Source organism: Pseudomonas sp. Pseusp21 (assembly GCF_059492145.1).
On sequence record NZ_CP168520.1, the window covers coordinates 4,551,676 to 4,571,755 of the forward strand.

Genomic DNA, 20,080 nt, shown 5'->3' on the forward strand with positions numbered 1-20,080 from the left:
GGAGAATTTGAGCGAGACAAGCCTTAAGTCTGTCTAGTCCTGAAATAGGTGTAAACCTTATTCAGGACGGGACACCCAGCCAAAAAGAAGGGCAGCCAAAAAGCTGCCCTTCTTTCAGAACCGCCTGAAATAGCCAGTCGGGAACAGATTTCTGAAATCCTCGGTAAATTGGGTTTCATTGGCAATCTGAAGATAGTGACCTTGTGGGACATGGGCGAAGTTGAAGAACTGCCCATTTTCCACGAAGTTGACATCGGCAGACTGTTGGCTGGACGTCATTTGACTCCACACCCACGTGCTTGGGGCGCCAGTCGTAAGGGCATCATTCAGCATGTCGATAATCAATGGTGTATTCGGTAGTACCGTTTGCATATACACAGGTAAAAGCGCATTGACATCGGCTGTGCGGATTTCATAAGTGGGATCCTGAGGCATGCGCGGGGTTACGTTGTAGTAGAAGGGCGTTGCAGGATATCGGCTTTCCGAGAGCAGATGTGGCAATGGATAAGTCACCCATGGATCTATGACCAGTGGATCCTGATTCGGATCGCCCAGCACCGTGAATGTATGACCGGGGATCACGGCGATGTTTACAGGGTGTATTGCAGAATTGCGGGCGGATGATGAAAGCAGGCTTGAACTGACGGCCGCGTATTCGTCGCAGTGGCCAGTGCCTGCAGCAACCGCGTGTTGTGCCCGGGATGGTGTGGTTGCGGGCGATCCGATATTGAAGCGAAGACGACCGACAAGTGCCGGTGCCCAGCCAGTGCTGTTTACAATGCTGCCGATCTGGTTGCCGGCGCCTGTGTGAAGCAGTGAGCGAGTGGTCCAGATCGTGTCATAAGCCAGCCTGTAGTGCTCCAGATCGTTTGCGTCCAGAAAAGCGCTGGAAGAGTCATGCTGTACGGCCGCACGAGTCGACGCCGGGGCCGGGACGCCGGGCTGGGAGCTGTAGGCGCCGATCTCATACTTTGTGAGTCCCGCATGATCCTTGTATCTTTGAGGGTTGTTGGAAACGAAGCGGTACAGATTCAACCCGTCGACAAATCCCGCCGGATCCGCACTGATCCAGCGTTGCAGCCAGGGCGCGTAATACCTCGATCCGTAATAGTACAGCCCACTGGCATCGCACTCTTTGCCCGAGTAGCGGATGGTTCTGTAATTTGCTTCCACGTGGTTAGGGGCCGCTCTCCACGCTGTGCCACCAAAGGGGTAATAGCCTTCTTCGCTGAGCAGATTCCCCTCAGCGTTCAATTCGATCGTGTTGGCGCCCAGGTGATCATTGAAGGTGTAGCGCAAGGCGTCATTCGTGATCTTTGCGGGCGTGGTTTCATCGCGCCAGTGCAGGCAACGCACGTTGCAATCTCCTGCCTGCACGGTGATGACGTCCAGTCGTTTACCGTTTTTCTCACGGATTTCCAGACCTGGTAGATAGATGACGGCGTCGATGTGGGTGAGTGCACGAGACTGGGTGGCGCGTTGCTTGCGTATACGTTGACCATTGCCATCGTAGACGTAACTTTCCGTATCCCCCTCTTGCTGTGCGCGTTCGACCAGAGTCACGCGTTGTAGCTGGTTACGTGCATCCCACTCCAGGGGATTCCCGGCTTGCAGCAACTGCAGATTGCCGTTGGCGTCGAAACCCTCTGCAAAGTCGGGTGAGGGATCGCCGGTCTTCCAGGCCAGCGCACGATTGCTTGCAAGGGCGGTGCGCATTTCACGGGTGTAGTTGTTTCCCTCCCGTTGGTGTTGCAATCGAATCAGATTTCCGCGTGCATCATAGGTATATTTCTGAACGAAGTTGAGCAACCTGCTCCTATCACCGGAGCGCGAGGACCACTCTGGCAGCGATCTTTGAATGCAGGATCCCTTTTCCTCACGACCAGAAGCCTGAACCAACTGATAAAGGCTGTCGTAGACATAGGTATTGATCGGTCTGATCTGTTGATTGTTGTTGTGCTGCACAGGCTTTGAATGGTCCTCGACGTTCAAGACGTTGCCGACGGCGTCATAGGCATAATGCATTTCCTGAAGTACACCTCCGTCTGTGAGCGAAATTTTCATTTTTTTCATTCGCCTGTTTTCAGAGGCGTATTCGGCAGTGTGGTTGATCTTTTCACCCAGGACCTGCGACTCGATCTGACCCTGAGCGTTGTATCGGGTCCGGTCGAGAATCAGCCGCTGTTCGGTTCTGCCATGGAGCTGCAAAGCAACTTTCTTGAGCTGCCCGGCTACATCGAACCAGAAGTGTTGCGTATTCCCTCTGGCATCTTTCTGTCTGAGGGTTTCTCCGGTTGGCGCGTACCACCAGGTAGTGGTGTAGCCGGCACCTGTTTCGAGTTGTTTGTCGCGCTCGTCGAGATCCTCCGGCCAGTCAGGCGTTTGTTGGTTTTTCAACAAATGTCGGGTTTCGCTGAGCAACTTTCCCTTCAGGTCGTACCCGGAAAAAAGGCGTTTTCCCGCTGAATCGTCATGGCGAATCAATTGACCGCACCGATTCGTGTTGGCGTAGCCGGCGGAGCTGTCTGCATAAGTAAAACGCTCGATTGCCCTGCGCGGTTCATTCTTGGGCTTTTCGTAAACCGCAACTGGGCGTAACTGACTGTCATAACGGGTCTGCCAGTGAGTACCGCGAGAGTCCCATTTCTCCAGTGCTTTTCCCGCCCCGGCGAAGAATTCCAGGCGCCAGCCGGCATCATTGCTTTCGGTCAGTAACGCCACACCCGACAGGCTGCTGACTTGCCGCAGGTCAGCTGTTTCCATCTGGTGCGAATAGTGCGCAATGTCCTGACCCTGGATGTCATGTCGGGAGCGAGTGATACGGGGTTGTGGTTCTTTGAGGGAGTCATTGAGCAGGTACGTGACCTCACGGACCTGCAGGCCACGGCCGTCGATGACGCTCAGGGTCGGAGTGTTGCGGTGAGTGTTCGCGCTCATTGCTTGACTCCTGTCTGAGAGGCTTGCTCAGGCTGGGTGTCATTTTCGTCTTCTGTGATGGAGTACCAGGGGTGATAGGTGTACCGACGCTCGTCACCTTTGGCATTGATGACGCGGACAGAGCGGCCCAGCGGGTCGTGGAAATGCTGATCGCACAGTCCTGATTGACGCAGGGACTCATCGTTGATGTACCGATGACGATCACTGAAGTAGGGGCGGTAGGCGCGAATCACCAAGCCTTTGCTGTCGTATTCAGTCCTTTCGCTGACGCGCCAGCGATGGCTGGTTTCGTGCGATTGCGGTTTGTTCCCGACTTGCCTTAACGCGCCATCCGTGTCGACGACCCACGCTGTCCCCGGGTCGACCTTCTGTTTTCGTTGCAATGGTCGACCGAAACCGTCCCAGCAAGCGATCGTGATTCGGAACTGACTATCGACGTCGGTGGAATACCGGTCCGCTTGGATCGTCGCGCAGTGAACCGGTTCGCGTTGAGTGTTTTCAATCCGCTTCTGGAGTTCTTGCTCGTAGGATGTCTTGGTACCGAGGCTGCTCAGACGAATCCGGGCACTGGCGCGGACATGGCCGCCAGGCAACAGATCGCCAAGCTCGACGGCCTGGTTGCGCCATTCCATTTCGGCCGGGGTCGTGGCTGCAATACGACCCATCCAGCTGAGCGTATCGTAGAAGCAGGCGCTGGCGACATCCTGTATTCCTCTTGCCGGTTGCTCGATGGCAATGTCGGGTCGACCATCGTAACGCCGGATATAGCTGGCAATCGGTTTGAAGCCGGTTACCCCGTCAGCATTGCTTTTATGATAAGTGGTGGCCTGCACTTGTCCGAAGGCATCGTACAGTGCTTCCTGGACATTGCCGTTGGGGTCGGTGATCTGTTTGGGCTGGAGTGTCCGGTAGTCAATACCAGAGACCGTGGTGGTGCAGTTGTCCGGCAGCTTGACGGCGCTGATCAGGCAGCAATAAGGGTCGTGGGTGATTGTGGTCGGATCGTGCTGCTGGCTTTCACGGAAACTCTGAATCCTGAAAAAGCCATCCGGTTTTGCGTAAGTGGTGAAGTTGCGCCTGACCGACCAAAGTCTGCCTTGCTTGTCCCCCTCGCTGTCGGGGGGTAATGCGAGGGGCATTTTCCGGTAACCGCCGTTCTGCAGCTTCGTTGTCATTTCAATGGGCGTATTGCCCGGCTGATGGTTGAGTTTGTTGTAGGCACTGAGTGCCAGATCATTGAGTTCGGCAGTTTCCAGATGATCAGCCAGGGCTTCGTTGCTGGCCTGGCCATCTTTAAAGGTGCCACTTGCATCCGGTTTGCGGTAACGCTGTAAAGACAGGCCTGTCATGGCCCGCCTGGCCTTCCAGGCTGCTGAATCGCAAAGTTTGAGCAGATTTTCATAGCTGATGGAGCGCAGCTCCAGGCCGGCGTCCAACGGAGCTTTCGGCAACTTCAGAGCATTGCTGCGTTGCAGGTAACGCAGGCCCAGGTGTCTGGCTTGTTGCGTGCGTACATGGATGAATTCAGATCGTGTTTCGTTCACGTAGTAATACTGCTGATCCTCATCATGGGCATCTTTCCACCACTTGGCTTGCCAGGTGTCCGTGAACGGAGGCTTATCAGTGGCTGTTTTGCGGCGTGCATAACTGATCTTCAGGCTATGGGTGAGATAACCGTATGGGTCCCATTGCAGATTGACTGTGTGGTCGCAGCGAGGGTCATCGTGAGTGCGCTCGTAATGATAGTGAATGGACTCCACGAGCAAGGGATGCATGATCGAGTAAGGGCTGTTTTCACCCATCCCTTTGAGTTCACGTACCAGGTATCGATGTTGTAGTACCGAGTACGGAAGTTTTGCTTTCGTGTCGTTGTCCAGGCCAAATGTTTCCACCCGCAAGATGTGACCACTGAGTGCCCGAGCAAGCTCGCGCCGGCGAGCTTCGACAAAAGTCCTGTGCGGGGCATGAATGGGTGTGCGTGGGCTCCAGCTCTCACCGTAGTTCTGAATTGTCGTTCCGAGGGCGATGGCTGCCGTATCGCTGCGGTCGTAATCGACGTTGACCGGGTCTATCGTATTTCCGGTATGGAACCAGCTTTTGGTCAACGTTGGAGAGCTTTCGGGACCCGTTCGGATGCTGCTCCGGTTGCTGGGGCTATCGGTTGTCAGTAAAAGGCCGAACCCACGGAACTTTCGTTCGGCGCTATCGTAGAAACCGCGTCGATACTTGAAACTCTGAGTCAGCTTGTTGCCGGTGATTTCATCGCACTGGACCTGTTTCTTGACCAGAAACACTGGAAATGGCAAACGTGAAACAGGGTCTTTTTGGTTTTTGAGCAACTGTCTCTTTTCGTCCAGCCACTCTTGCGCAGAACTACGGTAGTGGATACTGCCGCTCGCTCCCATATTGTTGTTGGTCGCCGTGAGCAGGTACGGCTTGATGTCAACGAAGTCGTAGCGCCAATAGCGACGTAATTCACCGGGCTGGCAGAAAACCAGGCTGGAGCAGCCGGTCCCTTGCAGATCCGAAGCACTGACCTGGCAGAAACGGTCATAGTGCAGGCCGTCGGGCCATGGCAAATCGATTGCATCACTCAGTCCATTCCCGCACCGGTTCATGAAAATACGCGCGCAGGTGAATTGCAGATAAACAAGATCGACAGCCCCCGATCCGTCCAGATCGGCCAGCAAGATGTTTGAGGCATCGAATGTCTCATGGGAGAAATCCAGCGTTGCGATCACCCGGCCTTTGCCGAAGTGTCCATGGCCGAGGTTGGGCCAGCACTTCACTTCATTGTGGCGGATACGGATCAAGTGTTGTTGACCACTTCCCAGTACATCACTGAAAGCCACCAATTCGCCGGGCGAGTTTCCAGGCTTAGGGAAATCGTCTTCATCGATCGGCCGAGGTACCTCGGTTGCGGGGGCGAAGTCTCCGTTAGGTTGTCTGGCATACAGGCGCACACTGCGCGGTCCAATCATGGCCAGGTCTGGAAGCCCGGAGCCCGCCAGGTTGGCCAGTCGCCCTTGAGGGTGAAAGAACTCTGTCGGCACCGCGCCAAGAGGGGTGAAATTCGACCATTCGCCTTTTGGGTCCAGGGTGAAAAAACCGTTCAGTCCAGCTTGCGCGACCAGCCAGGCGGGGAGCCCGCTGTCGTCGATACCGTGGAGAAACTGGCGAGTGGGTGCGCGGCTGTCCGCCAAAGGAATAAGTGGAAGCTCGCGCCATTGCGAGTACGTGACCCTGTCCCCTCCCTTTTCATCCCGCAGGGGCTGGCTATAGCGCCAGTTCTTGTCTGTTCGGTTCAGGATGCCTGGCAGTCCCTCTCCGAACAGATCGACAAACTGAAATTGCTGTTGGTGGTTGAGCCGGGAAAGGGCCTCGAACGGTTTGTAACGCCGAGGGTCGGGCTCCAGGGTAAAGTCGGTATAGGTGAGTTCAATGGGTGGATGGTATTGGCTGGTACTTTCGCCGAAGCCCTGGGTCAATGCTGCGGTCAGCAGGTTGTAGGTCAAAGAGGTGGTCTGATACTGGAGCAAGAGACGCTGAACCAGTACCTGTTTACTCCCCATCGATGGTTCTTCGGGGAAGTAATGAAACATCAGAACCTGTCGGCACAAATGCTGAGTGCCCAATTCAAAGCCGTAGGCGAAGTCGGAGAATGGATCGCTGCGTATCGGCCACGGGTGCTCCGCCCGATAGGCTGGTTGAACCCTGAGCGATACCTCTCGTTCGCCGTAGTCGAAGACCATTTCGAAATGCCATTTCACAGCCGTGAGTCCATCAGTCCTGCAGTGGTACAACTGTGAATCGGCGTTGAAGTTGCCATAGCGCACGTGGCTCAGGTAGCGCTGGGCACGATAGTCGGCAGAAGCCCTCGCGGGTGGGGACGTGTCGGATTTGTACTCGTAGAGAATATGTTCCCCGTGAGCGTTCATGCTTTCTTCGAGCAACCACTCTCCGACGCGTAACGGCGTGTCGGGGTCTGCGCGACGTGCCGAGAGGGTTTTTCCGAAAAGATGCTTGCTGCCATCGGCGCTGTGCATCAGCCAGAAGCCGGCTTTGTCCGTTGTGCTGGACCAGTGTTCGAGCAGATCGAAGCGGGTTTCGACCCGAGGTCGGTAACGCACGACAGTATGCTTCAGTTGCTGTTTACCGTCGCTGCACATCTTTTGGCTGGATTGGATGGTCCCCGTCGTTCTATTGCGCTCAGGCATCCAGACCTCTCCATCGGGGCCAATGTACAAATCATCGTCGGCGTACTTTGGGACACCAAGTCTGGTTCGTCTTGCAACGGCGGGCAGGGACAACCTCCAGCCGAGACCGAAAATCCCGTTGCCTTGATCACTGCTGTATTGCAGTGCAAGGGGCGGGGCATACCCGCGCCCGGGTGACACGGGGAGTGGAATTTCGCAGGAGGCCGAACCGGTGACTCCGACAGAGCCTATTGCGTTTCCGATACTTTTGATCGCACCACCGCCCTTGGGCAGAGCTGGAAGGTAGGTCGCCAGGGATTGTTCACTCATTGCACACCTCCATTTACCCTGGCGGTGTACCGTACATGAACGATGATATCGGTGAGCGATTCGAGCATTGCCTTCTGCGCGTCATGATTGGGAAACGACAGTATCCACTTTGATACTGCGCCGGTGTATTCAAACGGCAGGTAGCGCTCGTCCTGGAAGTTCAGCGTGAACAGACCGTGATCGTTGACGCCGGTGGAGAGGGCTATTTGCTGATTGCTGCGCAGACTTTTCATGACGCTCTTGCCATCACCGGGCATGACGACTTCGCTGTCGGTCTGGGTCAGCGTGGCGCGGATGTCTTCGTATGGGCCGAGGATGGCGGGCAGAGAGATACTGATGCTTTTGATTCGGCGCAGACAGTGCCCCGGGTAGTCATTTTCAAAAAGGGACTGGGTCAGTTCGAACGCGCACGAGCCGGTTTTCACAAGGTCGGACTTGATCCCGTCAACCTTCTCCGTGCCGCCTGCCTGGAGCGGTGAGTCCTCCCAGTTCTTATTGATCGATATCTTATTGTCGTTCTTGTTGTTGTCTTTCGCCTTGAGCTGACGCAACGACACGGTTTTACTGATTTCCAGCTCGCGCTCGTTGCCCAGCAGGTAGGCGTTTTTCATCTTCAGCAAACTCATCTTCATTCGCTCGCCAGGGCCCAGCCCCTGATAGGTGCTGTTCCAGGTCTGATGCTGGAAGAACGGCTGCGTGGAGTTGTCGACCATCGTTTCGTAGCGCCAGCTCAATTCGGTGAGCCGGCACATGGAAAGGGCCGAGTCATACACCTGGCTGTAGAAACTGGCCATTTGATTGGTGAACCATTGGTAAAGCTGCGAATTGGTAAAGCGTTTGCTGAGAAATTCGTAGGAGCTACGGGCATGTGCCAGGGAGGTCTGGGTCTGTTGCAACAGCAGGCGCGAGGCGGTTTCCTTTTCAGTTTCCTGCTCCAGCTGTGCCTCGATCTGCGCGATTTCGAGCCGTGCCTGGTCACGGGCGAGCTTCCAGTCCTGATGGCGGCGACGATACTGCGCGACACGATCGAGGGCGTCGCCAATGCCATGGGCGGCGACTGCCACCCCTTGAGCGGTCGTTGCCATGGACATGGGCACGCCTTCAAGGCGAAAACCGCCATCTGCCAGACCAAAAATATTTGGCATGACTTTCAGGCCCTCGCCAACGGCCTGTGCCGCATAGACGACTTTTTCAGCGATACGTCCCTTCAAGTGTGACGCGCTGGCCGCCACCTCGTCAGTATTGACGACTTCATGGACCAGTTGGCTGTAGTAGTCCAGCCGGTTCTCGACAATGGCTTTACTGGCGAGCAGCGCTTGTCTGGTTTTCTGGTCGACTTGCAGCGCCTGGGTCTGAAGGTCGACTGCCATATTGGCAATATCCCAGACGTGGTGCTGTTGCAGTTCCTGATAGCTGGACTGCTCGCTGCGTTCGATGAACGACATCAGGGAATTGCCGAGTTGAATGACCGTGTCTACCGCGCCCATGGCATGGGCATGCCAGATAGTGAAACGGTAAGGCGGTATCTCTGAACCCAGGTATTGGGCCATTTCGGGTTCCGCTGCACGCGGGGAACTGGAAGCAAGAATATCGGAAGAGAATGATGAGGGCGCAAAGAGCGGGAGCCTCAACGGGCGGCCGACGATATCGAGATTGTGTCTCAGGTTGTGTAGACGGCTTTCGAGTTTCTCCCACCGTGAAATCAATACGGGGTTGAAGGGCAATCGCAAATGCGGTGTGTCGATCGTATGTACAGAGAGTGGGGGAGCATAGGGGCGTATGCAGACTTGGGGGGGCTGTCTGGGGTTGGCGTCACTGGGTATGTGTTTGCTCTCATCGATCAGACTTTGCTCAAAATCACGCAACTCTTGATTCTTGTTCTCACTGAGCTCCTTCAATGAGACCGTCTCCCACAAATCGGTTTGCCTGATATCCAGCCGTGGACCCAGTAAATCCAGTGCGCGTATGTACCAGAACTTGGCATCCGTCAGGCTCTCGGGCGTTAACTGGCGGTAGGCCGTGTCGCCGCAGTTGAACAGAATATCGATATAGAGCATGTACAAGGCTTTGCGAAAGTGCACGGGATGGCTCATGGCAATCTGATGCGGATCCAGTGGATTCTGAATGGCAAAGCTGGGCTGGCTCGGGGTGGGGGTGGCGGTGATCAATGGCACCGCGTTCCAGTAATCGGGGTTGGCGCCTTCGACCTTTTTCCGACCGGGATTGAACAGGTAGTGCAACCAGGATTTGGCGTTCCCGTATTGACCCTCTTGGTTATAACGGTGGGCCACCAGCCAGGGAAGGTACAGGAACAGCTCGACAAAGTAGCGCCCGTAGGCACCATAGAAATCCAGCTTCTCCCCCTGCTCCCCGGTCTTCAAGCCAGGTTCTTCAAGACACTGGGTGCTCCAGGCGAGCAGTGTGTCCATACCGTTTTCTGCGCGTTCGATCAGGTGTCTGGCGAAGGTGATGTTCAGTCGGATGTCGCTGCGAAGCTGTTCTGGTGAACTGTCGCTCTGTTTGATTGATGAGCCTGAGAAGTCGATGAGTTCTATCGTACCCAGTGCAGTGTCCTGACGGGAGGTAAGGCAGGGTGGCGTCTGCTTGCTTTCTGTGGCGTGAGGCGCCAATAAAGGGAACAGGAGTTTTCGTTTGAGAGGCTGCGATCGAACATCCAGCTGCTGCAGATGTGTATAACTATCTTCACTGACTTTAAGTTCCTCGAGTAGGACCGATGACGTGCTTACAGAGTCCTTGTCTATGTGAACCGACATCCCGAAAACGAAAGTGATAACCGATGTTGGCTCGCCAGTTGGCTTTTCAACATACAGGCCAATCAACAGTCGTTCTGTAGGCCCCGATTTATCAACCATTGCAACGGTATGCGTTCTGTCTTTCAGCGAGGTGACGTCGTGGGGAAAGTAGCTTTGCAGGCAGGTACGTGGCGTGCTCCAGTTGCCGTCGTATTTTTTGTGGCACATGTTTAAACGGAACAGGGGATTGGCGGCTGCTTTCTTCGATTGATCTTTTTTAGCCGCCTCGTCTTGCTGGATGCACTCAGCCCAGATCACAAACAAACGATTGTTGAACACAACCGGGCGAATGGTACGTTCGATAGTGCTTTCGGAAACCGGCAGGTCGACGCGTTTCCAATCGGACCACGCTTGCGGCTCCGGTGCATCGTATTTTTGTGCCAGTGGGCCAGATAGTGAGGGGCGGCATTTCATGTCCAGAGAACGCCAGTACCACGTGTTGGCAGTCCGGGACCTGGCAATGAAGTAATAGGTACTGTGGGCTAAATCGACTCCGTCGATATAACCGTTGATCATTTGCAGGTTGGCCACCTCTTCAAGCCTGCTCAGGTAGGCCAGCACTGCCGTATCAACGGACTCGGCCGTGAGCTGGTTCTGGTTGAGGTCGTTTTCCAGTTGCTCAAAGTTTGCGGTCCTGGTCTTGCGCAGTGTCGGATCAAGATAGAGTGCGGGGAAGTAGTGCAAACGCTGATGCGTTGCCCAGGCAGGATAGTGATGCATCACGGTGTGCCAGATTTCGATGTGGTCCGCCGGAAAATGCGCGGTGTGGTACCCGGGCTCCATGTCGGCCAGGATACTGCTGATGTATTGCTGAAGGCTGGCAATGGCACAGGCCACCGGAGTGGTCGGTACATCCTGGCTGACCAGCACATCCAGCAGCCAGTAGTGATAAAGGTCATTGGCAGTCTGGATATTCTTGTCGATACCGAGGCGCACCAGTGTTTTGTCTTTCGGGGCAATTGCCGACAGGTAGAACCCGAGCTGCGCGTCACGCAAGCTTTCGTTAAGTTGTTTTTCAATCGCAGTAGACATGTTCATTCCTTGAGCATGTGGGATCAGAGACTGGCAGCCATCACGGCTTCTCCGACAGTTTTCCAGGCGTTTTCCGGGCTTTCGTTACTCAAGGCCGTAGCCTTGAGCAAGGCTTGAGCGCTGAGTCCCGTGGATTTACAGGTATTCTGGCAGCGCATGATCCAATCAATGGCTTGCAGCGTTTGGGCCTTTCCGGATTCCAGCTTTGCACTCAGCTCGGTGACTTCTGCCGTTGTCCAGTTCAGCAGCCGGGCCAGAAGACTGTTGAGTGTCGTTGCACTAGCAGAGTTGTTGGCGAGTTCCAGATAGCTCAGTACGCTTTCTTCAGAGACGTAATTTGTGTCGATGCAATGATTGAAACGATCCAGAAAGTACAGGCTGTCAATCGTCATCCTCAAGGGCGAGGTTGTCTTTCTCAGCCACTCGGGGTGCTTCAGGAACAAGCACAGGGTCTTGTTACTCAGGCGCAATTGAACGCTTGCTTCGGCATGGCGCAGAATCGGATGCATAACCTGGGGAAGAGAGAGGGAGTATTGATCCTGTATGGCCGCGCTCAGAATCCGGTAAACCGACGATCCACTCCAGATCACGACACCTTTGCCACGATTCATGGGCAGTGAAGACGTTTCTTGCAGGAATTTTTCCATCAGGTGCAGCTGTCGGTCATGGGCCGATAGCAGCAGCGCCTTGAGTTTCTTTTTGCAGTCCACCTTGAGCTTCAGGTCTTTGTCGGGATTTGTATCCAGAGTCAGCGCATCTACGACGATGGCCAGCGCCGCGTCGAACTTGCCAGGTATATCGTCGTCGGGTGACGGGGCGAAATCCTTTACCAGGCCTTTGTCATCAAGCAATGTCTCGGAAAGCTTTGCGCGCCAGTCAATGTTTTCCGGCAGATACAACTTTGCCAGCTCCTGGGGAGTGACTGCGCATCGCTTTGTATCCTCGTGCAGCTTGTCCAGATGCGGCAGCAAGTCCTGATACGAATGATCATCGCTGTTCGTGGGTACGAGGAAACGGCGCAGCATGGGGATGTCCAAGGCAGATTCATTGAGCCAGCGAGTCATCCAGTCCATCTGCATCAGCACATCCATCAGGTTGATGGAAGGCTCGTCATGGGTGAGCGTTGCATTGAATTGAATGTCGTCATCGTCGAGCCCGTTCGATTTGGTTGAAGTGATTTCAGCAACAAGTTGCTTTCGGTGTAACAGGCGGTATAGAGAAGGGGCATTTACATTAATGACAAGTCCCTCCAGAGAGTGTGTTTGTCTCTCGGCAATTGTCGGGATCCCGCTGATAAAGAGATGGGCGTTGTCCCCGTTAGCGGCAAGTTTGAGTCCGTAAGGTGCCTTACCCTCTGGAAACCATGTTGAATGGTTAGTCAGGCTTGATCCCGATAGAAGTCGAAGAGACGCTGACGAATCGGCGTCTTCCGGTAACTGGATTATGGCGACCAGTTCACAGTGCTGCTTACCGTGAGAGACCTTGATGCGCAGGGTGCTGGTATCCAGATCTTTTCCTTTTACCAGGCATCGACGAACGCTTTCTCCTCCAAGCCAATTGGCCAGTGTCATGGTGTCAGTGATTGAAATGTCGAACATTCGGGCAATTCGTGCCTGTCGGTAAATCGAAGACAGGGTCGGCAGGTCACACTTCAGTGAGCCTAGGTATTTTTGCGTGTTGTTGATGGCAAGCAGGAGTGAGTCTTCCGTCTGAGGCAGGCCAAGGTTTGCACTCAAATGCTGAAGTACGCTGTGCGACTCAGGATCCGACAGGTCGGCCCGAAATTGTCGACCGTCAAGCAGCAACGGTTTCTCGAACAACCGGCTCTGATTGAAGATCCGATCAAGCTGGGAAGTGTCGCTACCGTTGGCGGAGGGTGAGACCCGATGCAGCAGCGCTGCAAACTCTTCAGCCGTAACCGAGTACAGACGGTTCAGATAGCGATAAACCCCGAGGGATCGCACGGTGTGTCTGTCGGGTTGCATCGAAGTATTGCGGGGGTGTTGTGATTCAAAAATGCTGCAGATCAATGTGTCCAATGCGCCGAAGGGGATGCCGAGCCAGCGTTGCAAACGAATCATTCGATGCAGGCGATCGATTCGATACTCGTTTGCTTCGTTGATCTTTTGATTTTTCCCGATCCGGGACAAATTCATCGAGGCATTCGGTGCGGTGCCGTTAACATAGCGTGCTCCAAAGGGCGTAGTGAAAGGATTGGGTAACCGGTAGTGTGATGATTGGCGGGGTGTGTATTTCCCTTGAGCGATCAATGCCTCCAGCTGTTCTGCGTGCAGTCCGGTGCGTTTCAGCAACGTGTTCACGTCCTTCAGGTCGAGGAATGACGCAATGCCAACGTTGTTTATCCAGTAGTCATTATCCTGTTGATGTTGCGCGGGCGGAAAATGTGGCTGTTCCTCGTTCCGCGGCACTTCTGTCAGCAGCTCTTGCTGTTTAGGACCCATTCCGGACATCAGGAGTCGGGCTGCATCAGCGGTGGATTCCAGTACCTTGCCATACGGGCTGTTCACGCTTGCCGTAATGGGAAGGTCATTGCTGATGAGGTAGTTCAATTCCCCCAGCGCGGGCTTTTTCCCTGCCAGGCCCAACATGCATTGGTGATGGAAAAACTCATAGGGAAGGGTGAGGGGATAACGATGTTGAGCAAGTACCTCATACGTCGTCTTGCGTTTGTCGGAGGTGGTTTTCAACGCTTCCTGAATATTCGTGTCCAGGATGTCATTGACAATTTTGAGCATGGGTTGAGCAGTGAAGGTACTTTGCTGATCGATCGACAGCATTGCCAGGTCTGGCCGGCGATCTTTCAACAGGATCCGGCTGGCTTTGTCCCCGACGTCAGTGGAGATAGAGGACTCCAATTGATGGGCAAACCGGTACAACGCTCTGAGGTAGGCTACTGGTGAGTCGATGGCGGAGATCGAATCGACTTTGCAGGCGTCATTCCAGTTTTCTTTGAACAGATTGGTGTAGGTCGGGCCATGTCCCTTCAAACCCCGAATGCCATGGAGATGCCAATGATCCTGAATCGTGCCGCCTGAACTCTGTTTCTCCCGATAGAGTTGGCTGATCTGGGCGGCCAGGCATTTGGCATTGTCGTAGAGCTGCCCGAGTCGGACTTTGGAAAAATCCTCCTTTAGCGCAACCTCAAGCGCATCGTCGGGTTTTTTGATCGCATTACTTACGCGATCCTTGAAGTCGGCTTCGGTCAATCCGCTGATATCAAATACCGAGGTGATCCCCAGTTTTTTGAACAACGCTAGGGACTCAACCGTGTTGTTGAGACTGTATTTCTCGATCAGAGTCTTGAGTAACGAATTGTCGTTCATGCCGAGGAGCTCCTTGAGTTGGAGCTATCGACGTTACTGCGTGGCCAAAGTGGAAAGCTGTCAGCCAGACCGTCACATGGAGGTGGATGCGTCGCTGTCGGAAAGGTGAAAGAGTCCGCAGACCTGTAGGATTCCGATCGCCCCGTGGCTGAGTGCGACTTTGCGGCTTGGGCTTTGCCATTTGAAACCCGAAACCCCGCCGTTGCCAGCGGGGTAAAAGGGGTGATCAGACGCGGAAATGACTCACCATCTGCTGCAACTGCCCACCCAACCGCGCCAGTTCAACGCTGGATTTGGCGGTCTCATCACTCGCCGCCGCGGTCTGTTCCGACACGTCGCGGACGTTGATGATGCTGCGGCTGATTTCTTCGGCCACGGCGCTTTGCTGTTCGGCGGCAGCGGCGATCTGCTGGTTCATCGACTGGATGTTCGACACCGTGCGGGTGATGTTTTCCAGCGAGTCGCCGGCCTTGCGGGTCAGGGCGACGCTGCTGTCGGTCAGGGCGCGGCTGTTGTTCATCACGGCGGCCACTTGCTGCGTGCCGTTCTGCAGACCGGCCACCAGGCCTTCGATTTCCTCGGTGGATTTCTGAGTGCGCTGGGCCAGGCCACGGACTTCATCGGCGACCACGGCAAAACCGCGACCGGCCTCACCGGCACGGGCCGCTTCGATGGCAGCGTTGAGGGCCAGCAGGTTGGTCTGTTCGGCCACAGCCTTGATCACGTCCATGACGCTGCCGATCTTGTCGCTTTCCTGTTGCAGCACGCTCATGGCTTCGGTGGAGCGCACCACTTCGCTGGCCAGACGCTCGATCTGGGCGATGGCTTCGTTCACTACCTTGTCGCCTTCACGGGCTTCGCCGTCAGCGGCGGCTGCGGCTTGCGAGGCTTCTTCGGCATTGCGCGCGACTTCCTGCACGGTGGCAGTCATTTCGTGCATCGCGGTGGCGACCTGATCGGTCTCGACCTTCTGGCTGTTCACGCCGGCGCTGGTCTGTTCGGTCACGGCCGACAGTTCTTCGGCGGCGCTGGCGATCTGGGTCACGCCGTCGCGGATGCCGCTGATCAGGTCGCGCAGGGTTACGCCCATGCGCGCGATGCCTTGTTGCAACACGCCGAGTTCGTCGCGGCGGGTGACGATCACGTTCTGGCTCAGGTCGCCGCTGGCGATGCGGTCGACCACGGCCATGGTTTCCTGCAGCGGACGGGTGATCTGACGAGTGATGATGAAGGCAGCGATGATGCCCACCAGCAACGCCAGCAGGGTGCTGATCAGTTGCAGGGTGCGGGCCTGGGCGCTTTCCGCGTCACGGCGATCGAGCTGGATCTGATACAGCTGCTCGCTTAGCGATACGATCAGGTTGCCCTGATCGGTCATTTCCTTGCGCGCCTGCACCGCATCGGTGTTGGCGTTCTTGAAGGCCTGCAAGGCGCTGCGGTAGTTGGTCAATGCGGTTTCCAGCTGACGCAGGGCGTCCTGTTGGGTGCTGGCGAAATGCATGTTCAGTGGCTTGAGGCTGGCGATGGCCGCATCCAGTTGGCCGACGGCTTTCTGCTCGGTCTCGGCGTTGGCGGTGGCGGTGTAGCCACGCACTTCGTAGCGCGCCAGGATGAACGCTTCCTTGGCGGCGGTGACAGCCTGGAACTGCTCGAAACGCTGCTCGCTCATCTCCATCTGCTGGACGCGGGTGCTGATCGACTGGATCAGGTTGTACGCGGTCTCGGCATTGGCGGCCATGGTGTCCCGCGCCGTGTTGCCGGTGCGATAGGCGTTACGCATCTTGTTGAGCGAAGTCTGGTACTCGGCGATGGTCGCCGCCTGCTCCTTGAGCAGCTTGACGTTTTCCGGGCTCTTGAAGCTGCTGATCAGCTTCTGCTGTTGGGCGGCGAAACCGTCGAGGGTGGTCTGCACGTTCTGCGCGGCGGTTTCGTCGCCGTTGGTCAGCATGTATTGCAGGCGCACCACGCGCAGTTTGGTCAGGCCAGCGTTGAGCTGGGTGATGTCGCTCATCCAGTTGCTGCGGTCAATCAGGCCGCCCAGGCTGGTCCAGCCAGTGAGTGCGAGGATGCAGGTCAGGGCCAGGACGAGGCCGAATCCGAGCCCCAGTTTCAAGTTCACGCTGATGTTGCCGAACCAGCTATTCATCAAAAATCCTCCAGAAAAACGTTGTGCGTCTTGATCGTCGGTCAGGCTGGAAGATTGTTGTTTTTTTGCGCCAGCAAGGGTGTAAGCAGGACTGTATCGGCCGCAAATCCGAGAGCTGAAAGGATTTTGTCCTACGGAATTTGTAACAGGCATTCACAAGACTTTTTTCACATGGGTTTCACTGCCTGCCCACGCCGTGCTCTCTAACCTCGCCGCATCGAATGACAAGTGATGGCGGCTTTTTGTGGAATTGCGACTGAGTCTGTTCGGCGTCAAGCGCTCGATTGATCTGAGCGGTCTGGCCCGTTTTCGAAACACTTGGGTGGTATTGGCGGCCTCGGTGCTGGTGATCCCTTTGACCCTCTGGCTGCTGGCACCGGCGGCGGTGCCTGACCTTGCCCATGGCAATGTGGCCGGGGCGCAGGCGCTGAAGGAGGGCTGGAACAAAGGCGACATCATCGTGCTGGTGCGGCACGTCGAGCGCTGCGACCACTCGAAAGCCGCTTGCCTGAGCGGCCACGATGGCATCACCGACCGTTCGCGCAGTGTCGCGGTGAGCGTCGGCGCGCAGTTCGAGCAGTTGGGTCTGGACAAGGCCGACGTCTACAACAGCCCGATGATGCGCACCGTGCAGACCGCCGGCTACATGTTCAACAAGGCGGCGACCGGCGAAGACTGGCTGATCAGTTGCAAGGGCCGGATGCTGCAGGACGCGCTCGCGCACAAAGTCCCGGGACGCAACCTGATTCTGGTGACCCACAGCGAATGCATGGCGCAGCTGGAAAAAGACCTCAAGGTGCCGGCCTCGACCCTCGGGTACGGCGCATCGCTGTTTGTTTCCGCCGCCAGCCCGGCGGCCCCACAGATGCTCGGCTTCATTGAAGCCTCCGACTGGCGCACGGTGACCACCCGATGAAATCCCGCTTTTATGCTTACAACTTCGGCATCCCGCTGCTCTGCGCGGCCGTGGTTTTTCTGATGTTCGACATGACCCGTATCGACATCGCGTTCAGCAATCTACTGTTCGATCCACTGACCCACACCTTTCCGCTGGACAAGGTCCACTTCTTCGAAAAACTGACCCACAAGTGGGCGCGGATCATTCCGAACTGGACGGCGGAAATTGCCTTGATCGGCGCGATGTTGTCGTTTGTCTGGCCGCTGGTGAAACCGCAAAAGCATCCGCGACTGGGCGGTTTTCTCGAGCGCTGCAAAGTCGCGCCGGTGCTGCGATTTGCCGCCGATCACCGTAGGGATTTTCTGTTTGTGGTGGTGGCTTTCGCGGTCTGCACCGGGGTGATCCATTTCCTCAAGGCGCACACCAGCGTTTACTGCCCGATCGAGACCACGTTGTACGGCGGAAAGATGCCGCACATCGAGTGGTACAACAATTTCCAGCTGTTCCACGAAGCGGGTGAAGGACGTTGCTGGCCGGGCGGTCATGCTTCCGGTGGTTTCACCATGCTGGCGCTGTATTTCGTGGCGCGTCGTTATCAGTGGCGTTTCTCCGGCGCGTTGTTGTGGGGCTCGTTGCTGCTCGGTTTTGTGTACGGCACTACGCGAGTCCTACAGGGCTGGCACTACATGTCCCACACGTTCTGGGCCGGCATCTTCGTGTGGCTGGCGTGTTTGCTGACGGCGCTGGCGTTTTACGGGCGGGCTCGTCTGGAATTGCCGGTGTTGAGCAAGCGTGAGCGAAAGGTGTTCGGCGCACAGCCTGAGGTTTCTCTCTAAGTCCTCGCCGGTGAAATGAAAAACCCGCCATCACCGGCGGGTTTTTTGTTTGCGCTGTCGTGGCATCAATAGCCGACGAAGTAATACGCCTGGCGCCCGACCATCATGGTCTTGTGGACTTTCAGCGGTGCGGCGGGTTCGCTGTCTCCCGACATCACGGCGATGTGCGAGGGCGATGCACTGAGAAATTCCCGTAGCTGTGCATCGGTGTCCAGGCCCTTCAGGACGCTTTGGGTGTAGAACACGCTGGCGCCGCCGACCCGTTCGTTGGCTTGAAACAACGCGACCTGATTGCCGCTCGCCTGCAGGGCCTGAATGTGTTCGGTCAGCGGCAGGAACGACAGGTGTTTATCGGCGTTCGGCAGTGCCCATTGCGCGGCGCCTAAATAGCTGGCGATGACAACCGTCAGTATCCCCGCCGCCAGTGTCTGACGATGACGGGCGATTCGTCCGACAAAACCATTCCTGTGATCCTTCAACCTGTCGAACAGTACGCCCGCATATTCCGCCGCGATCACTGCCGCTGCGGGTGTCATTGACATCAGGTACACCGTACGTTTGCTCGAGGCCAGGGTCAGCAGGATGAACTGCGCAATGATCCACAGGCTGAAAAACAGCAGGTAACGGTTGGCCTTCAGCTCCTTGCGAAAATGCCACAGACCCAGGTACACCAGAATGTTCCACGGCAGGAACGCCTGCGGCAGCTTGGCGATGTAGTAGTAGAACGGCTCGTAGTGCCCGGCTTCGACGAACGATCCGCTGAAACGCCCGACGCTGTTGGTCAGCAACACTTCGCTGACGGCCTGGACGCCACCGCGCTGATAGAGCACGGCGAGCCAGATCATCAGCGGGATCAGACCAACAAGGGTCAGCAAGCCCGGACGCAGCCAGTCCGTCAGCTTGAAGCGCTTGTCCATCAGGTTGTCGGCCAGCAGAAAAGCGAAAATCACCACGCCCGGCATCGCCAGCCCGAGCACGCCTTTGCTCAACGTAGCGATCGCAATCCCGACTACAAACAGCAACGAGTTGCCTGGGGGCGATGCTCGCTGCGCCTGAAAAAAGGCCAGCAACGCCATGGTCACGCCGAGGGCAAGCAAAGCATCCTCGCCGACCCCGCGCACGTTGCTCCAGTAACTGGCCATGGTCGCCAGCAGAATCCCCGCCGTCCAGGCGATGGCCTTCGGACGTTCGAAGCACCGCAACATGGCGTACAGCAGCATCACGCTAAGCAACCCGGCCACCGCCGAGGCCAGTCGTACCGCCCAGGGCGAGACACCGAAAACCCGCAGGGCGCCGGCATCCAGCCACAGACTCAGGGGCGGTTTTTCCAGAAAGGGCTCGCCAAACAGACGCGGCGTCACCCAGTCGTTGTCCAGGTGCATCTCCATCGCAATGCCCGCAACCCGGGCCTCGGTGGAGCCTTGCAGTTGATGGCTGCCGAGGGCGAAAAAGAACAGCAGGGCGGCAAGCAGAAGCAGAGAAGAGGCGGCACGCGACATGGGTTCAGGCAACCGGAAGTGAGCGGAAACCCGAGCTTACGCGGCCAAT

General features: G+C 56.3%; 8 protein-coding genes and 1 pseudogene. 2 read left to right on the forward strand and 7 right to left on the reverse strand.

Translation table 11 applies throughout. The features are described from left to right. Positions 1-114: 114 nt before the first annotated feature. The 6 genes and pseudogenes from ACEN93_RS20610 to ACEN93_RS20635 all read right to left on the reverse strand — a co-directional run. Entirely contained in the window at positions 115-2,937 is a 2,823-nt protein-coding gene (locus ACEN93_RS20610; RefSeq protein WP_495610452.1) for an RHS repeat domain-containing protein, read from the reverse strand. After that, positions 2,934-7,463 (reverse strand): SpvB/TcaC N-terminal domain-containing protein, encoded by a 4,530-nt coding sequence (locus ACEN93_RS20615; protein ID WP_495610453.1) that lies wholly within the window; start codon positions 7,461-7,463, stop codon positions 2,934-2,936. The genes ACEN93_RS20610 and ACEN93_RS20615 overlap by 4 nt, the downstream gene beginning before the upstream one ends. Continuing rightward, complete coding sequence (locus ACEN93_RS20620; RefSeq protein WP_074691967.1) at positions 7,460-11,308, reverse strand: Tc toxin subunit A-related protein; 3,849 nt, start codon at positions 11,306-11,308, stop codon at positions 7,460-7,462. Before ACEN93_RS20620 ends, ACEN93_RS20615 begins: the two co-directional genes overlap by 4 nt. 23 nt (positions 11,309-11,331) lie before the next feature. Continuing rightward, positions 11,332-14,652 (reverse strand): Tc toxin subunit A, encoded by a 3,321-nt coding sequence (locus ACEN93_RS20625; protein WP_495610454.1) that lies wholly within the window; start codon positions 14,650-14,652, stop codon positions 11,332-11,334. Positions 14,653-14,878: 226 nt separating this feature from the next. Then, positions 14,879-15,742, reverse strand: coding sequence for a methyl-accepting chemotaxis protein (locus ACEN93_RS20630; protein ID WP_371857340.1), 864 nt, complete (start codon positions 15,740-15,742; stop codon positions 14,879-14,881). A 42-nt stretch (positions 15,743-15,784) separates the two neighbouring features. Next, positions 15,785-16,951 (reverse strand): annotated as a pseudogene (locus tag ACEN93_RS20635) (methyl-accepting chemotaxis protein); the annotation flags it as partial. A gap of 91 nt (positions 16,952-17,042) precedes the next feature. On the opposite strand from ACEN93_RS20635, the gene pmrG reads away from it, so the two are divergent. Then, positions 17,043-17,714 carry a lipopolysaccharide core heptose(II)-phosphate phosphatase PmrG gene (pmrG, locus tag ACEN93_RS20640; protein ID WP_085611269.1) on the forward strand — a complete coding sequence of 224 codons (672 nt, stop codon included), beginning with the start codon at positions 17,043-17,045 and terminating at the stop codon, positions 17,712-17,714. Further along, positions 17,711-18,532, forward strand: a complete 822-nt coding sequence (locus tag ACEN93_RS20645; RefSeq protein ID WP_495610455.1) for a phosphatase PAP2 family protein — start codon at positions 17,711-17,713, stop codon at positions 18,530-18,532. Before pmrG ends, ACEN93_RS20645 begins: the two co-directional genes overlap by 4 nt. Before the next feature lie 65 nt (positions 18,533-18,597). Here ACEN93_RS20645 and ACEN93_RS20650 read toward each other — a convergent pair whose 3' ends face one another. After that, on the reverse strand, positions 18,598-20,031 hold the full coding sequence (locus ACEN93_RS20650) for an ArnT family glycosyltransferase (RefSeq protein ID WP_495610456.1): 1,434 nt from the start codon (positions 20,029-20,031) through the stop codon (positions 18,598-18,600). Between the last annotated feature and the right edge of the window lie 49 nt (positions 20,032-20,080).

What these genes read in the sequence shown, in the direction of transcription:
- ACEN93_RS20625 (WP_495610454.1), bottom strand. Translation starts at nt 14,652, where the DNA reads ATGAACGACAATTCGTTACTCAAGACTCTGATCGAGAAATACAGTCTC.
- ACEN93_RS20650 (WP_495610456.1), bottom strand. Translation starts at nt 20,031, where the DNA reads ATGTCGCGTGCCGCCTCTTCTCTGCTTCTGCTTGCCGCCCTGCTGTTC.
- ACEN93_RS20615 (WP_495610453.1), bottom strand. Translation starts at nt 7,463, where the DNA reads ATGAGTGAACAATCCCTGGCGACCTACCTTCCAGCTCTGCCCAAGGGC.
- ACEN93_RS20620 (WP_074691967.1), bottom strand. Translation starts at nt 11,308, where the DNA reads ATGTCTACTGCGATTGAAAAACAACTTAACGAAAGCTTGCGTGACGCG.
- ACEN93_RS20610 (WP_495610452.1), bottom strand. Translation starts at nt 2,937, where the DNA reads ATGAGCGCGAACACTCACCGCAACACTCCGACCCTGAGCGTCATCGAC.
- ACEN93_RS20645 (WP_495610455.1), top strand. Translation starts at nt 17,711, where the DNA reads ATGAAATCCCGCTTTTATGCTTACAACTTCGGCATCCCGCTGCTCTGC.
- ACEN93_RS20630 (WP_371857340.1), bottom strand. Translation starts at nt 15,742, where the DNA reads ATGGGCGTAACCCTGCGCGACCTGATCAGCGGCATCCGCGACGGCGTG.